At 56.4% G+C, this 19,262-nt stretch carries 20 protein-coding genes; 8 read left to right on the top strand and 12 right to left on the bottom strand.

Annotation, left to right across the window (positions count from 1 at the left end):
* Positions 1-28 precede the first annotated feature (28 nt).
* A complete protein-coding gene (gene aguB, locus ABD735_RS10345; RefSeq protein WP_344806019.1) occupies positions 29-907 on the bottom strand; it encodes an N-carbamoylputrescine amidase in 879 nt (292 codons plus the stop codon).
* 129 nt (positions 908-1,036) lie between these two features.
* Here aguB and ABD735_RS10340 point away from each other — a divergent pair, with 129 nt between their 5' ends.
* Positions 1,037-1,579: an Mpo1 family 2-hydroxy fatty acid dioxygenase gene (locus ABD735_RS10340; protein ID WP_344806017.1), complete on the top strand. Its 543-nt coding sequence runs from the start codon at positions 1,037-1,039 to the stop codon at positions 1,577-1,579.
* Between the two features lie 29 nt (positions 1,580-1,608).
* Positions 1,609-2,316, top strand: a complete 708-nt coding sequence (locus tag ABD735_RS10335; protein WP_344806015.1) for a Crp/Fnr family transcriptional regulator — start codon at positions 1,609-1,611, stop codon at positions 2,314-2,316.
* Here the strand turns inward: ABD735_RS10335 and glpK are convergent.
* From glpK to ABD735_RS10320, 3 genes are all read right to left on the bottom strand, one after another.
* Entirely contained in the window at positions 2,279-3,820 is a 1,542-nt protein-coding gene (glpK, locus tag ABD735_RS10330; RefSeq protein ID WP_344806013.1) for a glycerol kinase GlpK, read from the bottom strand. The genes ABD735_RS10335 and glpK overlap by 38 nt on opposite strands.
* Positions 3,795-5,513, bottom strand: a complete 1,719-nt coding sequence (gene glpD, locus ABD735_RS10325; RefSeq protein ID WP_344806011.1) for a glycerol-3-phosphate dehydrogenase — start codon at positions 5,511-5,513, stop codon at positions 3,795-3,797. The genes glpK and glpD overlap by 26 nt, the downstream gene beginning before the upstream one ends.
* A gap of 132 nt (positions 5,514-5,645) precedes the next feature.
* Positions 5,646-6,425 carry a DeoR/GlpR family transcriptional regulator gene (locus ABD735_RS10320; RefSeq protein WP_425548602.1) on the bottom strand — a complete coding sequence of 260 codons (780 nt, stop codon included), beginning with the start codon at positions 6,423-6,425 and terminating at the stop codon, positions 5,646-5,648.
* Positions 6,426-6,594: 169 nt separating this feature from the next.
* Here ABD735_RS10320 and ABD735_RS10315 point away from each other — a divergent pair, with 169 nt between their 5' ends.
* Positions 6,595-7,941, top strand: a complete 1,347-nt coding sequence (locus ABD735_RS10315; RefSeq protein WP_344806009.1) for a phosphohexomutase domain-containing protein — start codon at positions 6,595-6,597, stop codon at positions 7,939-7,941.
* An 11-nt stretch (positions 7,942-7,952) separates the two neighbouring features.
* On the opposite strand, the gene ABD735_RS10310 is transcribed toward ABD735_RS10315, so the two are convergent.
* Both ABD735_RS10310 and ABD735_RS10305 read right to left on the bottom strand, forming a co-directional pair.
* Positions 7,953-9,020 carry a M48 family metallopeptidase gene (locus ABD735_RS10310; protein ID WP_344806007.1) on the bottom strand — a complete coding sequence of 356 codons (1,068 nt, stop codon included), beginning with the start codon at positions 9,018-9,020 and terminating at the stop codon, positions 7,953-7,955.
* A complete protein-coding gene (locus ABD735_RS10305) occupies positions 9,017-10,147 on the bottom strand; it encodes a YjgN family protein (RefSeq protein ID WP_344806005.1) in 1,131 nt (376 codons plus the stop codon). The genes ABD735_RS10310 and ABD735_RS10305 overlap by 4 nt, the downstream gene beginning before the upstream one ends.
* 549 nt (positions 10,148-10,696) lie before the next feature.
* Between ABD735_RS10305 and ABD735_RS10300 the strand changes: the two genes are divergently transcribed.
* From ABD735_RS10300 to ABD735_RS10285, 4 genes are all read left to right on the top strand, one after another.
* The gene (locus tag ABD735_RS10300) at positions 10,697-10,909 is read left to right on the top strand and encodes a hypothetical protein (RefSeq protein WP_344806003.1); all 213 of its coding nucleotides are present in this window, start codon (positions 10,697-10,699) and stop codon (positions 10,907-10,909) included.
* 117 nt (positions 10,910-11,026) lie between these two features.
* Entirely contained in the window at positions 11,027-11,335 is a 309-nt protein-coding gene (locus ABD735_RS10295; protein WP_344806001.1) for a glutathione S-transferase N-terminal domain-containing protein, read from the top strand.
* Between the two features lie 8 nt (positions 11,336-11,343).
* Entirely contained in the window at positions 11,344-11,637 is a 294-nt protein-coding gene (locus ABD735_RS10290; protein ID WP_344805999.1) for a glutathione binding-like protein, read from the top strand.
* Positions 11,634-12,293: a glutathione S-transferase family protein gene (locus ABD735_RS10285; protein WP_344805997.1), complete on the top strand. Its 660-nt coding sequence runs from the start codon at positions 11,634-11,636 to the stop codon at positions 12,291-12,293. Before ABD735_RS10290 ends, ABD735_RS10285 begins: the two co-directional genes overlap by 4 nt.
* Before the next feature lie 19 nt (positions 12,294-12,312).
* Here the strand turns inward: ABD735_RS10285 and ABD735_RS10280 are convergent, their stop codons facing one another.
* The 3 genes from ABD735_RS10280 to ABD735_RS10270 all read right to left on the bottom strand — a co-directional run bounded on the left by ABD735_RS10280 (position 12,313) and on the right by ABD735_RS10270 (position 14,648).
* Positions 12,313-13,326, bottom strand: coding sequence for a WD40 repeat domain-containing protein (locus ABD735_RS10280; RefSeq protein ID WP_344805995.1), 1,014 nt, complete (start codon positions 13,324-13,326; stop codon positions 12,313-12,315).
* The gene (rsd, locus tag ABD735_RS10275; protein WP_344805993.1) at positions 13,307-13,780 is read right to left on the bottom strand and encodes a sigma D regulator; all 474 of its coding nucleotides are present in this window, start codon (positions 13,778-13,780) and stop codon (positions 13,307-13,309) included. The genes ABD735_RS10280 and rsd overlap by 20 nt, the downstream gene beginning before the upstream one ends.
* Positions 13,781-13,988: 208 nt before the next feature.
* Positions 13,989-14,648, bottom strand: coding sequence for a disulfide bond formation protein B (locus ABD735_RS10270; protein ID WP_344805991.1), 660 nt, complete (start codon positions 14,646-14,648; stop codon positions 13,989-13,991).
* 148 nt (positions 14,649-14,796) lie between these two features.
* On the opposite strand from ABD735_RS10270, the gene ABD735_RS10265 reads away from it, so the two are divergent.
* The gene (locus tag ABD735_RS10265; RefSeq protein WP_344805989.1) at positions 14,797-15,177 is read left to right on the top strand and encodes a flagellar basal body-associated FliL family protein; all 381 of its coding nucleotides are present in this window, start codon (positions 14,797-14,799) and stop codon (positions 15,175-15,177) included.
* Positions 15,178-15,193: 16 nt separating this feature from the next.
* Here the strand turns inward: ABD735_RS10265 and rmf are convergent, their stop codons facing one another.
* The 3 genes from rmf to ABD735_RS10250 all read right to left on the bottom strand — a co-directional run bounded on the left by rmf (position 15,194) and on the right by ABD735_RS10250 (position 19,091).
* Entirely contained in the window at positions 15,194-15,406 is a 213-nt protein-coding gene (gene rmf, locus ABD735_RS20175; protein WP_425548605.1) for a ribosome modulation factor, read from the bottom strand.
* Between the two features lie 107 nt (positions 15,407-15,513).
* A complete protein-coding gene (gshA, locus tag ABD735_RS10255) occupies positions 15,514-17,163 on the bottom strand; it encodes a glutamate--cysteine ligase (protein WP_344805985.1) in 1,650 nt (549 codons plus the stop codon).
* Between the two features lie 77 nt (positions 17,164-17,240).
* Positions 17,241-19,091 (bottom strand): putative bifunctional diguanylate cyclase/phosphodiesterase, encoded by a 1,851-nt coding sequence (locus tag ABD735_RS10250; RefSeq protein ID WP_344805983.1) that lies wholly within the window; start codon positions 19,089-19,091, stop codon positions 17,241-17,243.
* Positions 19,092-19,262 lie beyond the last annotated feature (171 nt).

Raw genomic sequence — 19,262 nt, 5'->3', positions numbered from 1 at the left:
CTGCTTGCATGGTCTTCCGGTGCGAAGCCTAGCGCTGACTGCCGCTCACATGCCAGTACCGCTCAGGCCGCCGATCCCGGAAGAGACCCCACTCCCTGCGCTGCGATTCCAGCGCCGCCAGATCGAATTGCTGAAGAATGATTTCCCGTTTGTCACGGCTGGCTTCCTTCAACAATGCGCCGGTATGGTCAGTGATGAAGCTGCTACCGTAGAAAGTCAGCTCGGTGCTCTGGTGCGGCGTCTGCAGGTGCTCGGTGCCGATACGGTTCGAAGACACTACCGGCATCAGGTTCGCCGCCGCGTGACCCTGCATGGTTCGCTGCCAGTGGCCTTTGGAGTCGACCGTTGAATCTTCCGGTTCGCTGCCGATGGCCGTAGGATAGAAGAGGACTTCTGCGCCCTGCAGCGCCATCGACCGCGCAGCTTCAGGGAACCACTGGTCCCAGCAGATCGCCACCCCAAGCCGGCCGAAGGCCGTATCCCACACCTTGAAGCCGGTATCGCCCGGCGTGAAGTAATACTTCTCCTGATACCCGGGTCCGCAGGGGATATGGGTCTTCCGGTAGTTCTCTCCTACTCGGCCATCGGCATCGATCACGACCAACGAGTTGTAGTAATTATTCACATCGCGCTCGAAATAGCTTACCGGCAGCACGACGCCAAGCTCTTTTGCCAGCGCGCTGAAATGCTTCACCACCTGGCTGGTGGCCAGCGGCTCGGCCATCGCGAGATGCTCACTCGATTCGACACTGCAGAAATACAGCGAGGCGAACAACTCCTGCAATAGAATGATCTGCGCGCCCTGCTGGGCAGCATCTCGCACCAGCTGCTCGGCATTACGGATGTTTTCCGAGTTGTCCGCTGAACAGGCCATCTGTGTGGCGGCTATCGTGACAGGGCGGCTCATCAGGGTAATCTCCGTTGCAATATCACGCAGGAAAGCGCGATTGATTGTCGTCTGCACGACTGTTGTCAGGTACGATTTGAGCTAGGATACGAGAACACGTCGATATCTGGACAAAGCGAGGCTCATACAATGAAAACATTGGTCGATCAGCTCAGTCAATACGCGCTGTACCACAGGGACAAGCGCAATATCGCCACGCATTTCTTTGGTATCCCGATGATCGTGTTGGGTGTGGCCGTTCTGCTCGGTCGCCCGCAGTTCGAAGTGGGGACCATGGCCCTCTCGCCGGCAGCCATCGTGGCCGCAGTCGGGTGTCTGTATTACCTTATTCTGAGTCTGCCGCTCGGGCTCATCATGAGCGTACTGTTCGGCGCCGCCGTCTACTGCTCGCATGTGCTGGCGGCTGGTTCGACTGGCGTCTGGCTAAGCGCCGGCATCGGTCTTTTCGTGGTTGGCTGGGTCATTCAGTTCGTCGGACATTACTACGAAGGCAAGAAGCCGGCATTCGTCGATGACATCATGGGGCTGGCGATCGGGCCGCTATTTGTGGTGGCAGAAGCGTGCTTCATGCTCGGCATGTTCAAAAAGCTCGAGGCGGACATCGTCGCGCGTTCGGGCGAAACCTACATCAGGGATATGAACAGCGGCGCCACACCCACGGTGAAGCATTGATCATTCGGCCAGTTTGACCGATCCCGGAGATGCCTGCATCCAGTAGAGCAGCCGCGCAACTCATGCAGGGTCGTTGGTTCAAGACCCTGCCAGAAGCCTTGCGCCAGTACCTGTTGACGGAAGCCAGCGAGATCAGTCTTGCGCCCGGCGCCCGACTGTTTGCCCGCGACGATGCAGCCGATGGCCTCTATGCTGTCGTTCAGGGCTCAATCCGCATCAGCAGTGGCGATGATCAGGCTCGCGAAGCCATCCTCGCCTTTGTCTCGCCACCTGAATGGTTCGGCGAAATCGCGCTCTTCGATGGCAAGACGCGAACTCATGATGCCTTTGCGGCAGGTGAAACGCAGCTGGTGCATGTCGATCAGGATCGCCTGCTTGGCTTTCTCCGCGAATACCCGCGTTATTGGCAGGATCTCGGCCTGCTCCTGACCACCAAGCTTCGACAAACCTTCAGTTTCATGGAAGATGCCACCCTGCTGCCGTCAAGCGTTCGTATGGCGCGCCGGCTGGCCTCCATGGTGGAGAACTTTGGCGAGCAGGCTGGGCGCAGCCGACGCGTCGTCGAGCTGCAACAGGATCAGCTCGCCAAGCTGATCGGGGTGTCCCGACAGACCTGCAACCAGATCCTCAAGGAACTTGAAAGCCAAGGTTGCATCAGTATTGCCTACGGCCGGATCGAAATCCTCGATTCTGCAGCCCTCAGGCAGTTTGTTCCGCAAAAAGGATCGTCGCGTTGACGGCAGCGGCCCAACGCTTCAGATAACGGTTGCGCTGCTTTGGCGCCATCTTGCTCTGGAAGCAGGCGTTTCGACTCCACTTCTCGGAAATCTCCTCCAGCGATGCATAGAGTCCTGACTGCAATCCTGCGAGATAGGCCGCGCCCAATGCTGTGGTTTCCGTGATCTCTGGGCGTTCGATATCGGCATCGAGCATGTCTGCCAGGAACTGCAGAAACCAGTCGTTGGCGGACATGCCACCGTCTACTCGAAGAATGGCGTTGCGCAGGTCTGGCGCGTTCTCTTCGCTACCGATGGCCTCCCACAGATCGCAGGTCTGATACACCACTGACCGAAGGCCCGCGGCCACCATCTCAGCTGCACCGGTATTACGGGTGATCCCGTAGACCGCGCCACGGGTACGCGCGTTCCAGTAGGGGGCGCCCATGCCAGTGAAGGCCGGCACCATCACCACATCGTTCTTCTCGCCGACCTGCTCAGCCAGGGTCTTGCTTTCGGCTGAGCTACCAAGCAGCTGCATTCGATCGCGTAACCATTGCACGGCAGCGCCAGCAATGAATATGCTGCCCTCCAGGGCGTAGCAGGTTTCGCCGTTGATGCGATAGCCGATAGTGGTGAGGAGATTCTGGCTACTGCGAACAGGCGTGCTGCCAGTGTTCAGGACCATGAAGCAGCCAGTGCCGTACGTGCTCTTGACCATGCCTGGTTTGAAGCAGGCCTGCCCAATGAGCGCAGCCTGCTGGTCCCCGGCGACACCGCAGATAGGCAGGCTTTTCCGGGCATCATCGCCAGCACTGGCCATTACTTCTTCGAAAAGATGGCAGGTGCCGAAATCACTTGCGCAGTCCTGCACTTGCGGCAATACCTTTGCTGGTACCTGAAAAAGGTCGAGCAGCTCGTCATCCCAGATATTATCGTGGATGTTGAAAATGTTCGTACGCGAGGCATTGGTCGCGTCGGTCACGTGGTTTCGGCCTTCGGTCAGCCGCCAGATGAGGAAGCTGTCGACGGTACCGGCCAGCAGTTCGCCACGCTCGGCACGCTGGCGCGAGCCCTCTACACGATCGAGTATCCAGGCGATCTTCGTTGCCGAAAAATATGGATCGATAAGCAGGCCAGTCTTGGCTGAAACAATGGCTTCTATGCCCGGCCGGGCATCCTTGAGCTCACGACAGATGGCGTCGGTGCGACGATCCTGCCACACGATGGCGTTGTAAATGGCCTTGCCGGTATCGCGCTCCCAGACGATGGTAGTTTCGCGCTGGTTGGTGATGCCGATGCAGGAGGGCAGGTAGCCCTTGCGGATAGCGTCGCAGATCGCAGCCTTGCAGACGCTGACCACGCCGGACCAGATGGTTTCCGGATCGTGCTCTACCCAGCCGTCCTCAGGAAACATCTGCGCAAACTCCTGCTGCGCAGTCGAGATAATGGCACCGGACTTGTCGAAGACTATTGCCCGGCTACTCGTCGTTCCCTGATCAATCGCAAGAATGGCTGCCTGCACGCTCGAGCTCCTCAATATTGTTGTTGACGTCCTTTTCCGGACGAGCTCCCGCCAGTGTATGCGCGGTGTTCGCCGAATCCAAGCGGTGGCGGAAGGCCTCGTCATCCAGTGCCTTGCCTCCCCACTGCCTCATGAAGCTTTCCAGTTGCACGACCGTTTCGGCGGAGGTCCTGAGTCCGAGCTTGGTGCGCCGCCAGAGTACGTCATCGGCACAGCGGGCAAACTCCTTGATCATGAGATAGTTGACTTCAGCCGCTGTGAGTTCATCGCCGAAATGCTCGCCCAGTTCACTGGCCTGCCGGGCAGTACCGAGCCAGTCATAGGCCCGTTGTCCGTAGGTGCGGGCGATTCGCTGTCTTTCCCGTTCTGAGAGAAATCCATAGCGATCGGCCAGTGCCGCATCGAGCGTCTTCAGGAACACACTCGGGTTTTCAACGAGGCCCGCTCGCTCAGTACCATGGTGCGCGAGCGTCTCACCACCAGGAAGGGCTTCATCGGCGGTCTGGCTCGGCCTGGCCTTGCGTTGCCCGGAGGCCTCCAACAGCTTGTCGACTGCCGAGGCGGCCAGCGTGCGGTAGGTCGTCAACTTGCCACCGTAGATCGATAACAGCAAAGGTTTGCGTGATTCGATTTCGACACTGTAATCACGCGTTACCGCCTGCGCAGCATCGGGCCCGGCTGAAGGATCGGACTCGTCGGCCAACGGTCGAACGCCTGACCAGGTATACACGATGTCGTCCACCTTGATCTGCGACTGGAAGTACTCGTTGGCAATGCTGCAGAGATAACTTTGTTCTTCTGCAGTGGCCTCGGCACGATGAGCGCCCAGCTGATGATCCACATCAGTAGTGCCGACGATGCTGTAGTCATCCAGGTAGGGAATGACGAATACGATGCGGCCATCGGCATTCTGGAGGATATAGGCCTGTTCGCCAGGATAGATACGTGGCACCACGATATGGCTTCCACGAACCAGCCGCAGCCGCATCTTTGGCTTCCTGCCGACAGATTGGGTCATGAAGTCAGCGGCCCAGGGGCCCGCGGCATTGATAACCGACGCACTGCGAATCTCGAAGCGCTCCCCAGTGGCCGTATCTTCCAGGTCGAGAATCCATCCGGGCTTCTGTTCGCCGGCCTCTTCCTGAGTGTCCACGCGCGCGCCGACACAGCGAGTCCGGGTATGCACCTCACCGCCCTTCTCAGCGAACTGCACCGCATTGAGCACGACCAGGCGAGCATCATCCACCCAGCAGTCCGAGTATTCAAAAGCGGTACGGATACTCGATTTCAGCGGGCCCCTGCTGTCTCTAAGGTCCACCTTGCGGCATCCAGGCAGCAGCTTGCGCTTGCCAAGCAAGTCATACAGATACAGCCCACATCGAATCATCCACGCTGGTCGCAGGTGCGACTGGTGCGGCAGCATGAAGCGCATCGGTTTGATGAGGTGGGGCGCCTTGCGAAGCAGGGTCTCGCGCTCATTCAATGCCTCCCGTACCAGCTTGAATTCATAATGTTCGAGGTAACGGAGGCCACCATGAATCAGCTTGCTGCTCGCGGACGAGGTCGCCCAGGCAAGGTCGTGCATTTCTATGAGAACAGTTTTGAGGCCGCGACCCTGGGCGTCATTGGCAATACCGGCGCCGTTGATGCCGCCACCGATAACAGCGAGATCGAAGCGAGTTTGTGCGGACATGATGACGCACCCTCCATATGTGAGCGTTTGCGAAAATAATACGCACACACGAATGGCTAATCAACCATATTAAGTCAAAAACGACATTAAAACGAACATAAACGCATATTTACACTCAAAATGGAAAACGCTTCACGCAATATGAAGTTCGATGGCCTCCGCTTTGAGGGCAGCCGCAAGGGCCGGTGGAGGCGCTTCATCGGTGAACAAGGCATCCACGGCGCTGATGGGTGCCAGCTGCACCATGGCATTGCGTCCGAATTTCGAATGGTCAGCGACCAGATACACACAGCGGCTCTGATCCAGTATCGCCTGGGCGACGCGCACTTCGCGATAGTCGTAGTCCAGCAGCATGCCGTCGTCATCGATACCACTGATGCCGACGATGCCGAAATCCAGTCGGAACTGGCGAACGAAATCTATGGTTGCTTCGCCAATGATGCCGCCATCCCTCGCTCTCACCTCCCCGGAGGCCACGATTACCCGAAAATCTTCTTTCTGGCTCATGACGGTCGCCACGTGCAGGCTGTTGGTAATGATCTGCAGGCCCTGATGCTGCATGAGCGCAGCGGCGACAGTTTCGTTGGTCGTACCTATATTGATGAAGAGACTGCAGTGATCGGGAATCCTTGCAGCCACCGCCTCGGCTATGCGTTGCTTGCCTTCGAGATTCTGAATCTTGCGCTCGGTATACGGCGTATTCCTGTTATTACTCATGGAGGTCGCGCCGCCATGAAAGCGCAGGATCTGATTGGTCTCGGCAAGAAAATTGAGATCCCGACGCAGGGTCTGGGGTGTCACATCGAAATGCTGTTCGAGCTGTTCGATGGTGACCGACCCTGAGGTCCGGATGAGCTCGACAATAGCCTGCTGACGACCGTTCATGGCTTTCTTATCTGTGTCCGAACTCATCGGGATCGTGTCCTCGCTGTGTGGCGCCTGTAGGGAGACCAATAGTAACACCTGCCTGTCGTCGCTTCCTTCCGCAACGGATTAGCAGGCATAATGAACAGACATTGATCAAAACATTCATACCGCCTCAAAGGCAATCCATAGCCACGACGAACAGGGAGTATTACAAATGGATCTGAGTTGTTTCAAAGCTTACGACATTCGCGGCCGCGTGCCGGACCAGTTGAATATAGATGTGGCCGAACGGATCGGTCGCGCCTTCGTTCAGGTGACTGGCGCGAAAAAAGTGGTCGTTGGCTACGACATCAGGCTGTCCAGCCCTGAGATCACCCAGGCGCTCACCAAGGGGCTGCTGCTCGCCGGCGCAGACGTGCATGACATTGGCCTGTGCGGTACCGAGCAGATTTACTTCGCGACCGACCACTTCGATATGGACGGCGGCATCATGGTTACCGCCAGCCATAACCCCGAAGACTATAATGGCATGAAGCTGGTCCGCGAAGGTTCACGTCCAATCAGCTCGGACACCGGCCTGCTGGACATCAAGGAACTCGTGCCAGGTACTTTCCAGGATGCACCCACTGCTGGCGAGTATCACACCCTGCACACGATGACCCCCTATATCGAGCATCTGCTCAGCTACCTGGACCGTGACAACCTCAAGCCGCTGAAGATCGTCTGCAATGCCGGCAACGGTGGTGCGGGCCTCGTCATCAACGAGCTCGAGCCGCATCTGCCCTTCAGTTTCGTCAAGGTTCATCACGATCCTGATGGTTCATTTCCAAATGGTGTGCCAAACCCGCTGCTCGAAGAAAACCGTGCCAGTACGGTCGATGCCCTGCACAAGCACGGTGCCGATATCGGTATCGCCTGGGACGGCGACTACGATCGCTGTTTCTTCTTCGATGAAACTGGTCGTTTCGTGGAAGGGTATTACATCGTTGGCCTGCTGGCCGAATACTTCCTCGATCGCGAGAAAGGCGGCAGCATCATCCATGACCCACGGCTGATATGGAACACCATGGATGTGGCGAAGCAGTTCGGTGGCAAGGCGATTGAAAGCAAGACCGGTCATGCCTTCATCAAGGAGCGCATGCGCAAGGAAGACGCCGTGTATGGCGGCGAGATGAGTGCTCACCACTATTTCCGTGATTTCGCCTACTGCGACTCTGGCATGATTCCCTGGCTGGTCGTGGCCAATCTGATGTCGCGTGAAAACAAGTCACTGGCACAACTCATCGACGAGCGTGCAGCGCGGTTCCCGGCTTCAGGTGAAATCAATCGCACACTACGTGATGCCGATGCCGTGCTTGAAGCCATCGAGGCAGACTATGCTCCGGGGGCTGTTTCAGTCGGTCGCACCGATGGGCTGAGCGTCGAATATCCGGAATGGCGCTTCAACCTGCGCAAGTCCAACACCGAGCCACTGGTCCGCTTGAACGTGGAATCACGTGGTGATGAAGCGCTGATGCGGGCGAAGACCAAAGAACTGTTGGCTAAAATCGACGCGGTATAAGCCGCGCCGGTTTACTTCTGGCGTTCACGCGCCTCGAAGCGGGCGATCCGCTCGCTGGTAGCCGGGTGACTGGAGAAATAGTCTTTCCTCTCACCCGACTCTTTTTCAGTTTCTGTTTCTACCTCGTTGTAGTGAGCCGCCGTCAGGCGCTCGAGCATACTGCTGAAGTGGTGTGGTGCAAGGCCTTCCGAGGTCATGACCTCATAGGCGTAGTCATCGGCTTCGAGTTCGAGATCCCGCGAATAAGCCATGTCGGCCAGCCAGACCGGCGCCGCTGCGAGTATTGATGCCCCCGCGGTCGCATCACCGAAATAGACTGCAGCTGCGATTGAAATGATCGATCCCTGAATGATTTGCCGTAACGAGTGCCTGTGCACCACATGCCCCAGTTCGTGCGCGAATACACCAGCCAGCTCATTGTCGTTTTCGGCCAGCGCCACGAGTTCATCAGTGAAGATAATGGTGCCATCTGGCAGCGCTAGCGCATTGGCACCCAGCAGGCCGCCATCGCGAAATTCGACCTGTACAGGCAATCCTGGTGCGTGGGTGTCTGCAGACTCGAGGAAGCGGGCGCGAAGCTCGTCCTGACGCTCAGCATCCAGTGCTGAGTCACCACCCAGTATCTGCTCGACAGCGTCGAGGGAAAGTCTGGAGACAGCCGCCGTGGTGTCGTGCGGCAGGGCCATTGCGGCCACTTTCGCCACTGCCGGAATGCCCCAGACAAAGGCGGCCGATGCACCGAGGATGAGACCGAAGATGCTCAGCAGCACGGTATGCCAGTGCGATTCCAGGCGGTGGATCCAGCCCTTGTTTTCACCCATGACGACACCGCTCGTCACCAGACCATCGAGCTGATCATGGTCTCTGGTGACGAAGCGGCCACTACCGTTCAGGCGAATGACACGAGGTGTGTTACCAATTCTGGATTCTGCCGCAAGGTCTTCCAGTGCAAAGATGATCTGACGTTCGCCAGTGTCCAGGCGAGCGCCAGTTGCATCCACCAACAGCACCGCTGACAGGCTCTGCGAACTCTGACCATCCGAGTAAGCGCCGGTCAGTCTTGCGGCAGACTGTCTCACAGCGCGATATCGACTTCGAAAATATCGCTGACACCTTCACCGACCGAGCTGATCTCCGACTGCTGTGCAGCCACGAAATCATCGATGCTACCATCGGCTACCAGGGTGGTGGTCTCGGCGTGATAGCGAGCCATTCTCACTTTGGCCCACGGCGCAGCCAGACCAAGCGTGAGCACGACAAGGAACAGATTGCTGACGTATAGCCAGGCCAGGGCGGGTGTCGTAATCGTGCTGTCGAAGCCATGCTTCTCAATGGTCAGGCCATTAATGACAGCGCGAGCGGAGGCTGCACTGACGTAAGTGAACAAACCGGACATGAGCACATAGGAGATACCGAGTATCCAGCCCATGTTGTCAGCACTCCAGGCTGCGGCTGCTTCTTCTCCAACGCCCGCAATGTTAGATGCCACCATATAGCCCAGGCCACCACCGACCAGCAGGAATATGAGTGTGGCGATACCGTAGATCTTGTAGAACACGCCAGCGCCGATATTCAATTTGAAGCAGCTGCGGCCGAACCACAGATTGTTGAAGACGAACTGATTCTGACGCAGGGCCAGGTAAGGCAATATCAACAGCAGTGTAAAAGGAATCAGCAGCGGTAGCAGGAGGAAAGTGAGGTAGGCACTGCCGACCGAGCCACGGTGGCTGAAGCGAATGCCACGCCAGGCCGTCATTTTCATGGCGAAACGCAGTGACGCCACCACGATGAGCGGCAGTGCCAGGTAGAACCCGACCAGCAGCAGGAGGTAGAGCTCTGGCATAAGCTCGGCGGCCACACCGAACAGCGCAAATAGTGCCACAGCGACCAGCCGACCCTTGAGGATCTGCATGGGCTCAGCCAGGTATTCAAAGTGGCTGCCGGCCACTTCAGTATTGCCATAGAAATATCGATTGGTGCGAACTTTGGCCCAGGCCGAATAGATGCCGAGCGTTAGAATGCTCAGTACCAGATTGACAATCCAGATGCGAAAGAATTCACCGCCGTTACCATGAAACTGAACCTGATGCCGGTTGCCTGACATTGATCGCTGCACGGATTGTGCAGCCGGGATGGTGGCAGAAGGCTGAGCCTCTGTACCTGCTAGTATTGCGCCGCCTGCGGCAGACGCTGCTGGGTAATTCAAAGGAAGCCTCCTTAACCGTCGTTAAACATGAAGATAAGTTAAGGTTTGCACAATAGTGCTGCCATCGCTCATGCACAATTCGATTTCGTTACCAGCAGTTACCGTCTGTGGCCGAATTGCAAAACGTGATTTTGCAATCGGGCCCGAGCCTTTCTGGTGCTTGACAGGAGGGGGTTTATTCCACATTCGACGTATATTCGTTGAGCTGCGAACCAGTGCCTCGCATCACTGATGTATACGATTTTTGACAAACAAGAAGATTCCAGACCAGAGAAGGCGGAATTCGAACATCTTTGCTAAAGGTATACGGTCTTATCCAGTTTATATAATGGTTTAATAGGCTCGGGCAGTATGGCTTGCGCCAAATACATGAAGTTAACGAAACCAATTCGGACCGAGGTGGGTGGGGTCAAGGAGGTCATTACCGGTGGGCGGAAGCGATCAGACGGTAACGCGGCAGCGTCTGACGCTTAAACGCGCAAAGCTGATTGGGATATTTCCTCGGCTAGCCACGTATCTTCAAATAGACGCGAATCAGTGGAGAACCCTATGATCAGCCCAAGCGATTTTTTGAAGAAACACGGCTTCGAGGAAGAGGAGGAAAAAGAACACACGCTCGAGGAGAACTCCAAGGAGCGAGCCCGCAAGATACAGCGGCCCAATGCCGGTACACCTCACGACTGGGAAGATTGGGAGCGGTACAAGGCCACCCACGAGGAGGCCGACAACGCCGATGACGCCAAGCGGCAGGACGATCAGTAAAAGCGCCTGCTATCAGCCCAGCCAGGCGTTGCGAGCGCGGTCCAACTTTGCCATATTGCAACTGACCGCCGGTCATCTGTGACGGGCCAGGGCAATCTGCATCAGGAAACAACAATAATGCTCATCTATGAAATGAAGATCGCGCCGAGTCCCCGGCGAGTAAGAATTTTTCTGGCCGAAAAAGGCATCACGAACATCGAGTACAAGGAGATCAACCTCCAGGCTGGCGAAAATCGTACGCCGGAATTCAGGGCCATCAGCCCCTTCGGACTGGTACCTGTGCTGGAACTGGATGATGGCAGTCATATCGCCGAAACCCTTGCGATCTGCCGCTACTTCGAAGAGCTGCAGCCTGAACCACCACTGTATGGTCGCAGTCCAAAGGAAAGGCGCTGGTCGAGCAGTGGAACCGCTTCGTCGAGCTGAACTTCTTCATGCCGACCGGCATGTGCTTCCAGCACACCAGCTCATATTTCGCCAGGTTCAAGACCCAGGTGCCCGAATGGGGCGAGCTCTGCCGCAAGGGCGTGTACGACTTCATCGAGCGCATGGAGAAGCACTTTGCCGACAACGAATTCCTGGTCGGTGACTACTACAGCATCGCCGATATCAGCGCCTACTGTGCCCTCGACTTCTCCAAGGTGAACGATATCCGCCTCGGCGAACAGCACGTCCACACCAGGCGCTGGCATGAGGCGATGAAATCCAGAGCGAGCGCGAAAGCATGATCGAGCTTTATACCGCACCCACGCCAAACGGTCACAAGGTCAGCATCGCACTCGAAGAAATGAAGATGGACTACAGCGTAGTTCCGGTCGATCTGCGCAAGGGCGTACAGAAGGAGCCTGACTATCTGAGGCTGAATCCAAACGGCCGTATTCCGACTATCGTGGACAAGGCAAATAATGACTTCGTGGTCTTCGAGTCCGGCGCCATACTCATATATCTTGCCGAGCAGACTGGCCAGTTCATGCCGAAAGACGTGAATGGCCGCTCCAGGGTCATACAGTGGCTCATGTTCCAGATGAGTGGCGTAGGTCCGATGATGGGCCAGGCCAATGTCTTCCATCGTTACTTTCCGGAGAAGATCCAGCCGGCGATTGATCGTTACCAGAACGAAGTTCGGCGTCTCTTCGGCGTGCTCGACGGCCAGCTCGCCAACAACGAATATCTTGCCGGTAACTACAGCATTGCCGATATGGCGAACTGGGCCTGGGTGAGAACACACAGTTGGTCCGGCGTGGAGATCGAGAACATGCCCTCGCTTCAGCGCTGGGTCGATGCCATTTACCAGCGCCCGGCAGCAAAAAAGGGTATTGAGATTCCACAGCGGCCGGATGCCGAAGAGATCGTCAGGAGTGGGCAGAAGATGATACAGCGCTGAACCGTGCGCTGGCGGCTGCTCAGGGTGCTGTTAGCTGGAAGTGCTGCAGCGTTCCGTTGGACACGGCGGCCACGATAGTCTGGCCGTCGCTCCCGTCAAGATAGGCTAGGGAGAGGACGGCCCGGCTGGCATTGCGCTCGAAGAGTGATGGTTGGCCGGCTACCCAGTGCTGCAGAATCTGCCCGCTGGCGACCTCGATACGGTAGACATCGCCCTTAAAACTCCCCAGCAGAAGTGTGTTCCTGTCATCGGAGAATCGAGCGCTGGTGATGCGCTCATAGCCAAGCTGGATGAGCGATACCGTGTCGCCACTGGCAGCGTCCCAGATGACCGAGCCCTCTCTCTGGGCCGAGGAAAAGGCCAGACTGCCATCAGCGCTCAGGGCAACGGCGGTCACCTGATTACCATGCTGGAATTCGCTCAACATCCTGCCATCGGCTAGCGACCAGACTCGGGCGCGCTGATCTTCTGAACCTGTAATCGCACGCTGGCTGGCCTGATCCATGCCTACTGTATTGACGATGGCCCCATGAACGAATTCATGACGACTCGCGCCGCTGGCAAGGTCTATATGCAAGGCCCTTGAATCACGCAGACCGGCAAGGGCCCAGCGGCCATCGCTCGAGACGTCGAATGACTCGACCACAGCCGGCAGGCCGTAAAACGCTTTGGATTGGCCGGTATTGAGATCCCAGACCGAAATCGCCTTGTCTTCAGCGGTCACCGCAGTTGGTGTAGCGGCGTCAGGAGGCGAAAGACCAACTGCCCTCAGCGTACTCAAGCTGCCAGAGGCATGATTCCAGTCGTAGAGGCGTTCAGCGGGAGAGGTGGACCAGAGGCTACCGCCATGATGAACGGAGCCAAGCAACAATAATTTTCCGTCCGCGCTGAGCGCGCCGGACAGCAGGCCCTGTTCAGCTACAACATCAAGCCGCTCGGGTCCTGGTGTGCAGGCAGAGATACCAGCTGTCAGCAGGCTGATGACAGCGAATCGATGCCAGGGAGAGATGGTCTTAAGCGACCTGACCAGCATGCGCCGTATGCAGCTTCTCGATGAGCAGATCTTCCATCTCAAAACGATCTTCGAGCTGCTGACCGAGCTCGGAGAGGCGTGGTTTGAGTTCTTCGATAGCCTCCATCTCTTCGGGCATCTTGTCGAAGGTATCGTTGAAGTCGAGCGCTGCTTCCGTAGTGAGCTGAATTTTTGGATAGAGCTCAGTCGCGAGCGCTTCGCTGCCGTCCTTGAACGACTCGGCTTCTTCTACGAGGCGGTCGTAAATCTCGAAATGCCCTGCGGAGACGTAGTCGAGCAATACCTGACAGAACGAACGGTATTTGTTCACCGCGACTTCGCACGACTCGAAGGATTTGGTGTCGATGAGGTCGCAATATCTCACAATGAGATTCTTGCGTTCTGACAGCCAGCGATCGATCGAGGTATCGATACCTCCCCACTTCTGCTTGGCTGAATCAGCTTTGTTTAACATGTTCGTTCCCCTGGTATTCGCGTCAAGGCAGCACTGGTCTTCCAGCAGCACATTTTTTTTGTAAGTGTACTCAGCAAGCTTCTGAATAGTTGTAACTTTTTGTATGCCTTACTACGGTCTTCCGTAAGAACAGAATAACACAGGCACATCAACATTCCCGCTCTGTAACTGCACTATAGAGGACTGCTGATAAACCTTACAAGTGCGATCAGTGACGATTCCGCAGCGATGACGATGGCTGCCCTGTAGTGACCTGCGCCTGCAGGCGGCCGAGCGAATTTTTCAGCAGTACCAGTGCAATGAAGCGAGCCAGGAAAGCGATGGCGAACAGGCTGAAGGCAATGAAGGTCCAGCCAGGTATTGAAAGACCGAGGAATTGCCACTGCACTTCTGCACATTCACCCGACCCATGGAGCATCATGCTGATGACTTCAGACATCGGGAACACTTCAAGCATGTAGTCGAAGCCTGGCCCACAAGCGGGCACTAGCTCAGGCGGCAGGCTTTGCAACCAGAGTTGCCGTGCCGCCAGCGCTGCGCCAGCGACGGCGAATAGAAAGGCCAGGACCGTGGCGAAGACCTGTAACCAGGACAGGTTGCTGTGACTGCGATGAATCTCGCCATTTATCCCGACCATCGATGGCAATAGCAGGCCGAGAATGGCGGCCACAGCCATGGCTATCATGGCCACACGCTGGGCCATGCAGAGTGGGCAGGGCTCGAGATCCCTGGCGTACTGAAGGTAAAGCGCGAAAGCGTAGAGACCAGCGACGGCAAGTAGCAGCAATACATAGAACAGACGGCCGGTGAGTAAACGCTGCAGTGGGCCCGGTGTAAAAACTGGCGTCTCGGGGCTGGCAATAGGCATAGCAGATCCTTTGTTTTGAACTAGAATCATGGTAACCGATACAGATCATTTACCAATATTTTCTTGCGTGACAACAATGTTAGGTTCAATGACCATGGTAACAAGGCTGCGGCAATTTGCGGGAATAACGGCAATTATAGTGGCAGTTATGGCGTCTGTCGGCCATGTCGCTGCCGAAGAGGATGAGGTCGAAGCCATCAAGCAGACCGCGTATATCGATATGAAGCCATCCTTTGTGCTGAATTACGGCAAGGAGCCCAGCGAACGGGTACGCTATCTGAAGGTCGATGTTGCGCTACGTACCGATACCGATCAGGCAGCCGCCCTGGTCAACCAGCATATGCCGCTGTTGCGCAATGAGCTGATACTACTGTTTAGTAAACAGAGCGACGATGCGATGGGGTCTTCGGCTGCCAAGGATGCACTCAGGCTCGAGGCATTGGCGCGGCTGAACACGGAGCTTGAAAAGGAAACGAAAAAGCAGCCGATCTCAGACCTGCTGTTCAATAATTTTATCGTTCAGCGATAACTCGAGATCGTCTGACTCAGATATCGAGAAACTTCGGCTTCGGGGTGCGCCGCTTTACGGGGGCGGTCAGCTGGCCATCTTCAAAGCCGGCTTCCCAGGCTGCAGAGGCGACTTCACTCACATACGGGCATTTTTTTGATGTCATGCCAAGGCTTCCTGCCATAAGGCCCTGATCATAGGCCTTCTCCAATGTTTCGATCTGCCAACCGGCTGAATCCGACCGTCCCATTGCATACCTCGAGATGAAAGAAGATTGTTGACTACATTCTGAAACGTATTGTTTCAGAGGCTCACCTTTCATTCTGTGGATCAGGTCTCTTTCTGTACGGATTTTAATCAATCCTGTTCACCGATCGGACTATCGGCCATATAACGCTCAAGGAAGGTGTCGAAGTCGACTTCATCCGCCGCCGCAATGGCAGCCGCATCTTCGAGCGATTGTCGAGCCGCGTCCGCAAATCGTTGACGGTCTTCAGCATCACAGCGCTGCGAATGCAGCTCAGCCTGATGTTCTGCTGCCAGACGCAAACCCCAGTCAATGAAGCGCTGGTCCTGCAGCTGATCGAGTACCATCGCGCTCGGTGTCAGCGCAGCATCCTCGAGGCGCGCACGTGCCATCGAAATAGCCTTTGCATAGTCTTCTGGTCGCCTGCCAGCCACATCGCCAGCAATCAGATCAGCCGTTACCTGCATGGCATCGAGAATCGTATGACCCCAGCTCGTGAGCGCGATACTTTCATAGCCCTCTTCTCCGGGTACTGACAATTCAAGGCCTGGCTGGCGGCCGGCATTGACCACACTGGCGAAGTTCGAATCGATATGATGGCAATCTTCGATACTGATGTAGGGGCTTTTGGCAAACAGACAGGTCACCAGGAAGAGCTCCATGAAGCTGACCTGGTCGGCATCGGCTCCGAGTGGGAGAAAGGGATTGATGTCGAGACAACGCACTTCGATGTATTCGACACCGCCCCGCCTGAGTGCGGCTGTTGGTTTTTCGCCACTCCGGGCCACCCGCTTGGGTCGCACGGAACTGTAGTATTCATTCTCGATCTGCAGGATATGGGTGTTCAGCTGAAGGTAGGCGCCATCCTTCTTCATGCCAATGGCCTGATATCGCGGATATGGTGTATGCGTCGCGTTATACAGCGTCTGGGTGTAGGAATCGAGATGGTTGAAGCAGATATTCAGCGAGTCCTGAGCGTTATTCTTGTAGCCGATGTCGCCCATACGAAGCGAAGTCGCCCAGGGCAAACCGAAATTTTCGTTGCCAAAATCAGTCAGCTTGTGCGGCTGCTGCTGCAGAAAGCTCTTGTCGACCACCGGCGAGGCGCCGAACAGGTACATGAGCAGCCAGGACCAGCGTCTGAAATTGCGGATGAGCCCAAAATAGGCTTCGGAGCGGAGCATATCGTCGTTGCTCTGGCAGCCATTCTCAGCAGTGACCCTCGGCGGTGGCGCGAGCGTTGCACCGGCCAGCGCCAGATAGCTCGACCAGAATGTCTCACTCAATGAAAAGTTGAAATGCAGGCCGGCGATGCTTTGCATGGTGCGGCCATAGCGGGTTTCAAGACCGCGGCGGTAGATATGCTTCATCTGCCCGATGTTCGACGGACCATATTCGGCGATTCGAATACTATCGGGGCCGTCGAGCCTGCACGGCATGCTTGCCGGCCAGAGCGTTTCGCCCTCTGCCAGATTCTGGCTAACATATCGGTGGATTCGCTCCAGGGAGTCCAGCAGTTCATCTGCCGTGTCCAGCGGGGGCGTGATGAGCTCGAGCAGCGCTTCAGAATAATCTGTGGTAATGAGCGGATGGGTGAGCGTTGCCCCGAGCGTAGTCGGATGATCGGTTTGCGCAATCATGCCGCTCTGATCGCAGCGCAGGCACTCGCGCTCCACGCCAAAGCGAATGGCGCCTGACTGTTTCAAGGCTGGTGCCACATCGGTGACGAACGCAGAGAACTGAATAGGACGAATTTTCACTAACCTGACCCCTGATCTACAGGCGTACAGGATGCATCAGTCGGCGTGCTTTTTCCATCTGCAAAACAGCGTGATCCCTATCCTCTTCGACCAAAGACGAGGGCATCGCTCGAGGCAGACGCCGCAGCATCCAGAAAACTGCACAAGGCCTCGAAAGGTAGTGCCGGTGCGATAATGAAACCCTGCGCCTCATCGCAACCAATACGATGCAGGAACTCGAGTTGGCTTCTGGTCTCGACGCCTTCAGCGACGACATTCAGGCCAAGGCCGTGAGACAGATTGATCATGCCTTCGACCAGGGTGGCATCCTCGGCTACCTCGCTGACCGAGCGGATGAAAGACTGGTCGATCTTGACCGTCGAAATCGGCAGCCGCCGGAGATTGTTGAAGGACGCATAGCCGGTACCGAAGTCGTCGAGTGCAAATCTCAGTCCCAGCTTTCTCAGCTCTATAAGACTGCGGATGGTGAACTCGGTATCCAGCATCATGGCTGTTTCAGTCAGCTCGAACTCGAAATTGTCTGTGGCGATATCGGCATTGTAGATGATGCGAAACACCGTTTCCGCCAGCTTGCGATCGTGAAATTGGCGGAATGACAGGTTCACCGCGCAGGTGAGGTTGCCATGTCCCATACGCTTCAGAATTGCGAGATCCTTGCACACCTGTTCGATAACCCAATATCCCATGGGAACGATCATGCCACTGCTTTCTGCCATAGGTATAAAGTCGTTCGGCAGCAGCATGCCGCGTTTCGGACTTGGCCAGCGGACCAGGGCCTCTACACTCCGGACCCGGCCGGTGGCCAGCTCGAGCTTGGGTTGGTAATACACTTCCAGCTCGTCAGTTCTAAGGGCGGATCTGAATTCAGCTTCGAGAGAGATCTGTTGCCGCACCGCCTCCTTGAAGTCCCGGCTGTAACGCAGCCAGCTGTTACCCGGCATGGCCTTGGCCCGAGTCATGGCAATACTGGCGTTGCCTATGAGCTCTTCCGCACCTATGTCGGCACCGGTAGGCACTGCGCTGCCCACTGCAAGACTGACATTCAGGTGTTGCTCCCTGAAGTCGACACCGGGCTCCAGGGTATGAAAAATCTGCTGCACGATTTCGGAGAGCGTGGCGTCATCGCCATTCGCGCAAAGCAGAATGCCGATTTCGTCGCCGCCAAGCAGTGCCATGACATGGCTGACGGTCACGGCTGGCCGTATATCTTCAGCCAGTGACCTGACAAACGCGCGGGCCTGGGGTTTGCCCAGAAGCTGCGAGATTCGCCTGAAGTTATTGATGTTCAGATAAAGCACACAGCAACTATTGTCTGGCGAATCGTTTTCCTGCTGCAAAACGAGGTCCACGCGCATCTGAAACTGGTCGTAGTTGAGAAAACTGTCGGTTTCCGAAGCGGCGTCTGCAGGCGCGCCTTCGATCTTGCTCATCACTTCCGAATGGGATGCCTGCTGGAAGACGGCTGTCTGCGCCGGTTTAGGCGTCACCAGTGGTTGTGATCTGCTGGCCACGGAGGTGGCTCGACGCGCCATGCCCTGCAGTAGTCGCTGGAACAGCGCAGGGCTGAACTCGCTTCGGGACATCACTTCGTCTGCGCCGGCTGCAATAAACTTTTCGGTGATCTCCCTATCGCTCTGATCGTTCAGAATTAATAGCAAACGCGAGGGATCATCACGCACGGCCTCGAAAATACGCGAGCGCTGGTCCAGGGTCTCGGCGGTGCCATGTAGGGCGACAGCATTGATTTGCGGACTGGGGTCCCAGATAATAATGCAAGGCTGGTTGGATCGGGGCGCGGAGAGCTTTTGCAGGAGCGACGGTTCTTTTGGACACCAGGTCATCTGCAGCATCTCTGCAAGTGGTTTGCTGTGATGTCGTAGCTTCAGAAATTCCTTGTGCGCCTCAGTGCAAACGAACGCAGTCAGCATGGTGATCCAGCTCCATTGATTGATTTTGTGACTGCTGATCCCGGAACCAGTCCCCGCTGGCAGGCATTCGGACCAAAAATGCAGAACACATCTCCACGCACTAACTAATAGTTCACCGTGTTCGGTTTCGTCCAGTTCAGCACTGGTAAAACCGCCCACCAATTCAGGTCT

It is taken from the genome of Allohahella marinimesophila (assembly GCF_039538005.1).
GTDB classification, from domain to species: Bacteria; Pseudomonadota; Gammaproteobacteria; order Pseudomonadales; family Oleiphilaceae; genus Allohahella; species Allohahella marinimesophila.
Note: the sequence above shows the minus strand (reverse complement) of the source record. Positions and strands in the feature narration are given on the sequence as shown.

What these genes read in the sequence shown, in the direction of transcription:
- aguB (WP_344806019.1), bottom strand. Translation starts at nt 907, where the DNA reads ATGAGCCGCCCTGTCACGATAGCCGCCACACAGATGGCCTGTTCAGCG.
- ABD735_RS10340 (WP_344806017.1), top strand. Translation starts at nt 1,037, where the DNA reads ATGAAAACATTGGTCGATCAGCTCAGTCAATACGCGCTGTACCACAGG.
- ABD735_RS10335 (WP_344806015.1), top strand. Translation starts at nt 1,609, where the DNA reads ATGCCTGCATCCAGTAGAGCAGCCGCGCAACTCATGCAGGGTCGTTGG.
- glpD (WP_344806011.1), bottom strand. Translation starts at nt 5,513, where the DNA reads ATGTCCGCACAAACTCGCTTCGATCTCGCTGTTATCGGTGGCGGCATC.
- ABD735_RS10320 (WP_425548602.1), bottom strand. Translation starts at nt 6,425, where the DNA reads ATGAGTTCGGACACAGATAAGAAAGCCATGAACGGTCGTCAGCAGGCT.
- ABD735_RS10315 (WP_344806009.1), top strand. Translation starts at nt 6,595, where the DNA reads ATGGATCTGAGTTGTTTCAAAGCTTACGACATTCGCGGCCGCGTGCCG.
- ABD735_RS10300 (WP_344806003.1), top strand. Translation starts at nt 10,697, where the DNA reads ATGATCAGCCCAAGCGATTTTTTGAAGAAACACGGCTTCGAGGAAGAG.
- ABD735_RS10295 (WP_344806001.1), top strand. Translation starts at nt 11,027, where the DNA reads ATGCTCATCTATGAAATGAAGATCGCGCCGAGTCCCCGGCGAGTAAGA.
- ABD735_RS10290 (WP_344805999.1), top strand. Translation starts at nt 11,344, where the DNA reads ATGCCGACCGGCATGTGCTTCCAGCACACCAGCTCATATTTCGCCAGG.
- ABD735_RS10285 (WP_344805997.1), top strand. Translation starts at nt 11,634, where the DNA reads ATGATCGAGCTTTATACCGCACCCACGCCAAACGGTCACAAGGTCAGC.
- ABD735_RS10280 (WP_344805995.1), bottom strand. Translation starts at nt 13,326, where the DNA reads ATGCTGGTCAGGTCGCTTAAGACCATCTCTCCCTGGCATCGATTCGCT.
- rsd (WP_344805993.1), bottom strand. Translation starts at nt 13,780, where the DNA reads ATGTTAAACAAAGCTGATTCAGCCAAGCAGAAGTGGGGAGGTATCGAT.
- ABD735_RS10270 (WP_344805991.1), bottom strand. Translation starts at nt 14,648, where the DNA reads ATGCCTATTGCCAGCCCCGAGACGCCAGTTTTTACACCGGGCCCACTG.
- ABD735_RS10265 (WP_344805989.1), top strand. Translation starts at nt 14,797, where the DNA reads ATGGCGTCTGTCGGCCATGTCGCTGCCGAAGAGGATGAGGTCGAAGCC.
- rmf (WP_425548605.1), bottom strand. Translation starts at nt 15,406, where the DNA reads ATGGGACGGTCGGATTCAGCCGGTTGGCAGATCGAAACATTGGAGAAG.
- ABD735_RS10250 (WP_344805983.1), bottom strand. Translation starts at nt 19,091, where the DNA reads ATGCTGACTGCGTTCGTTTGCACTGAGGCGCACAAGGAATTTCTGAAG.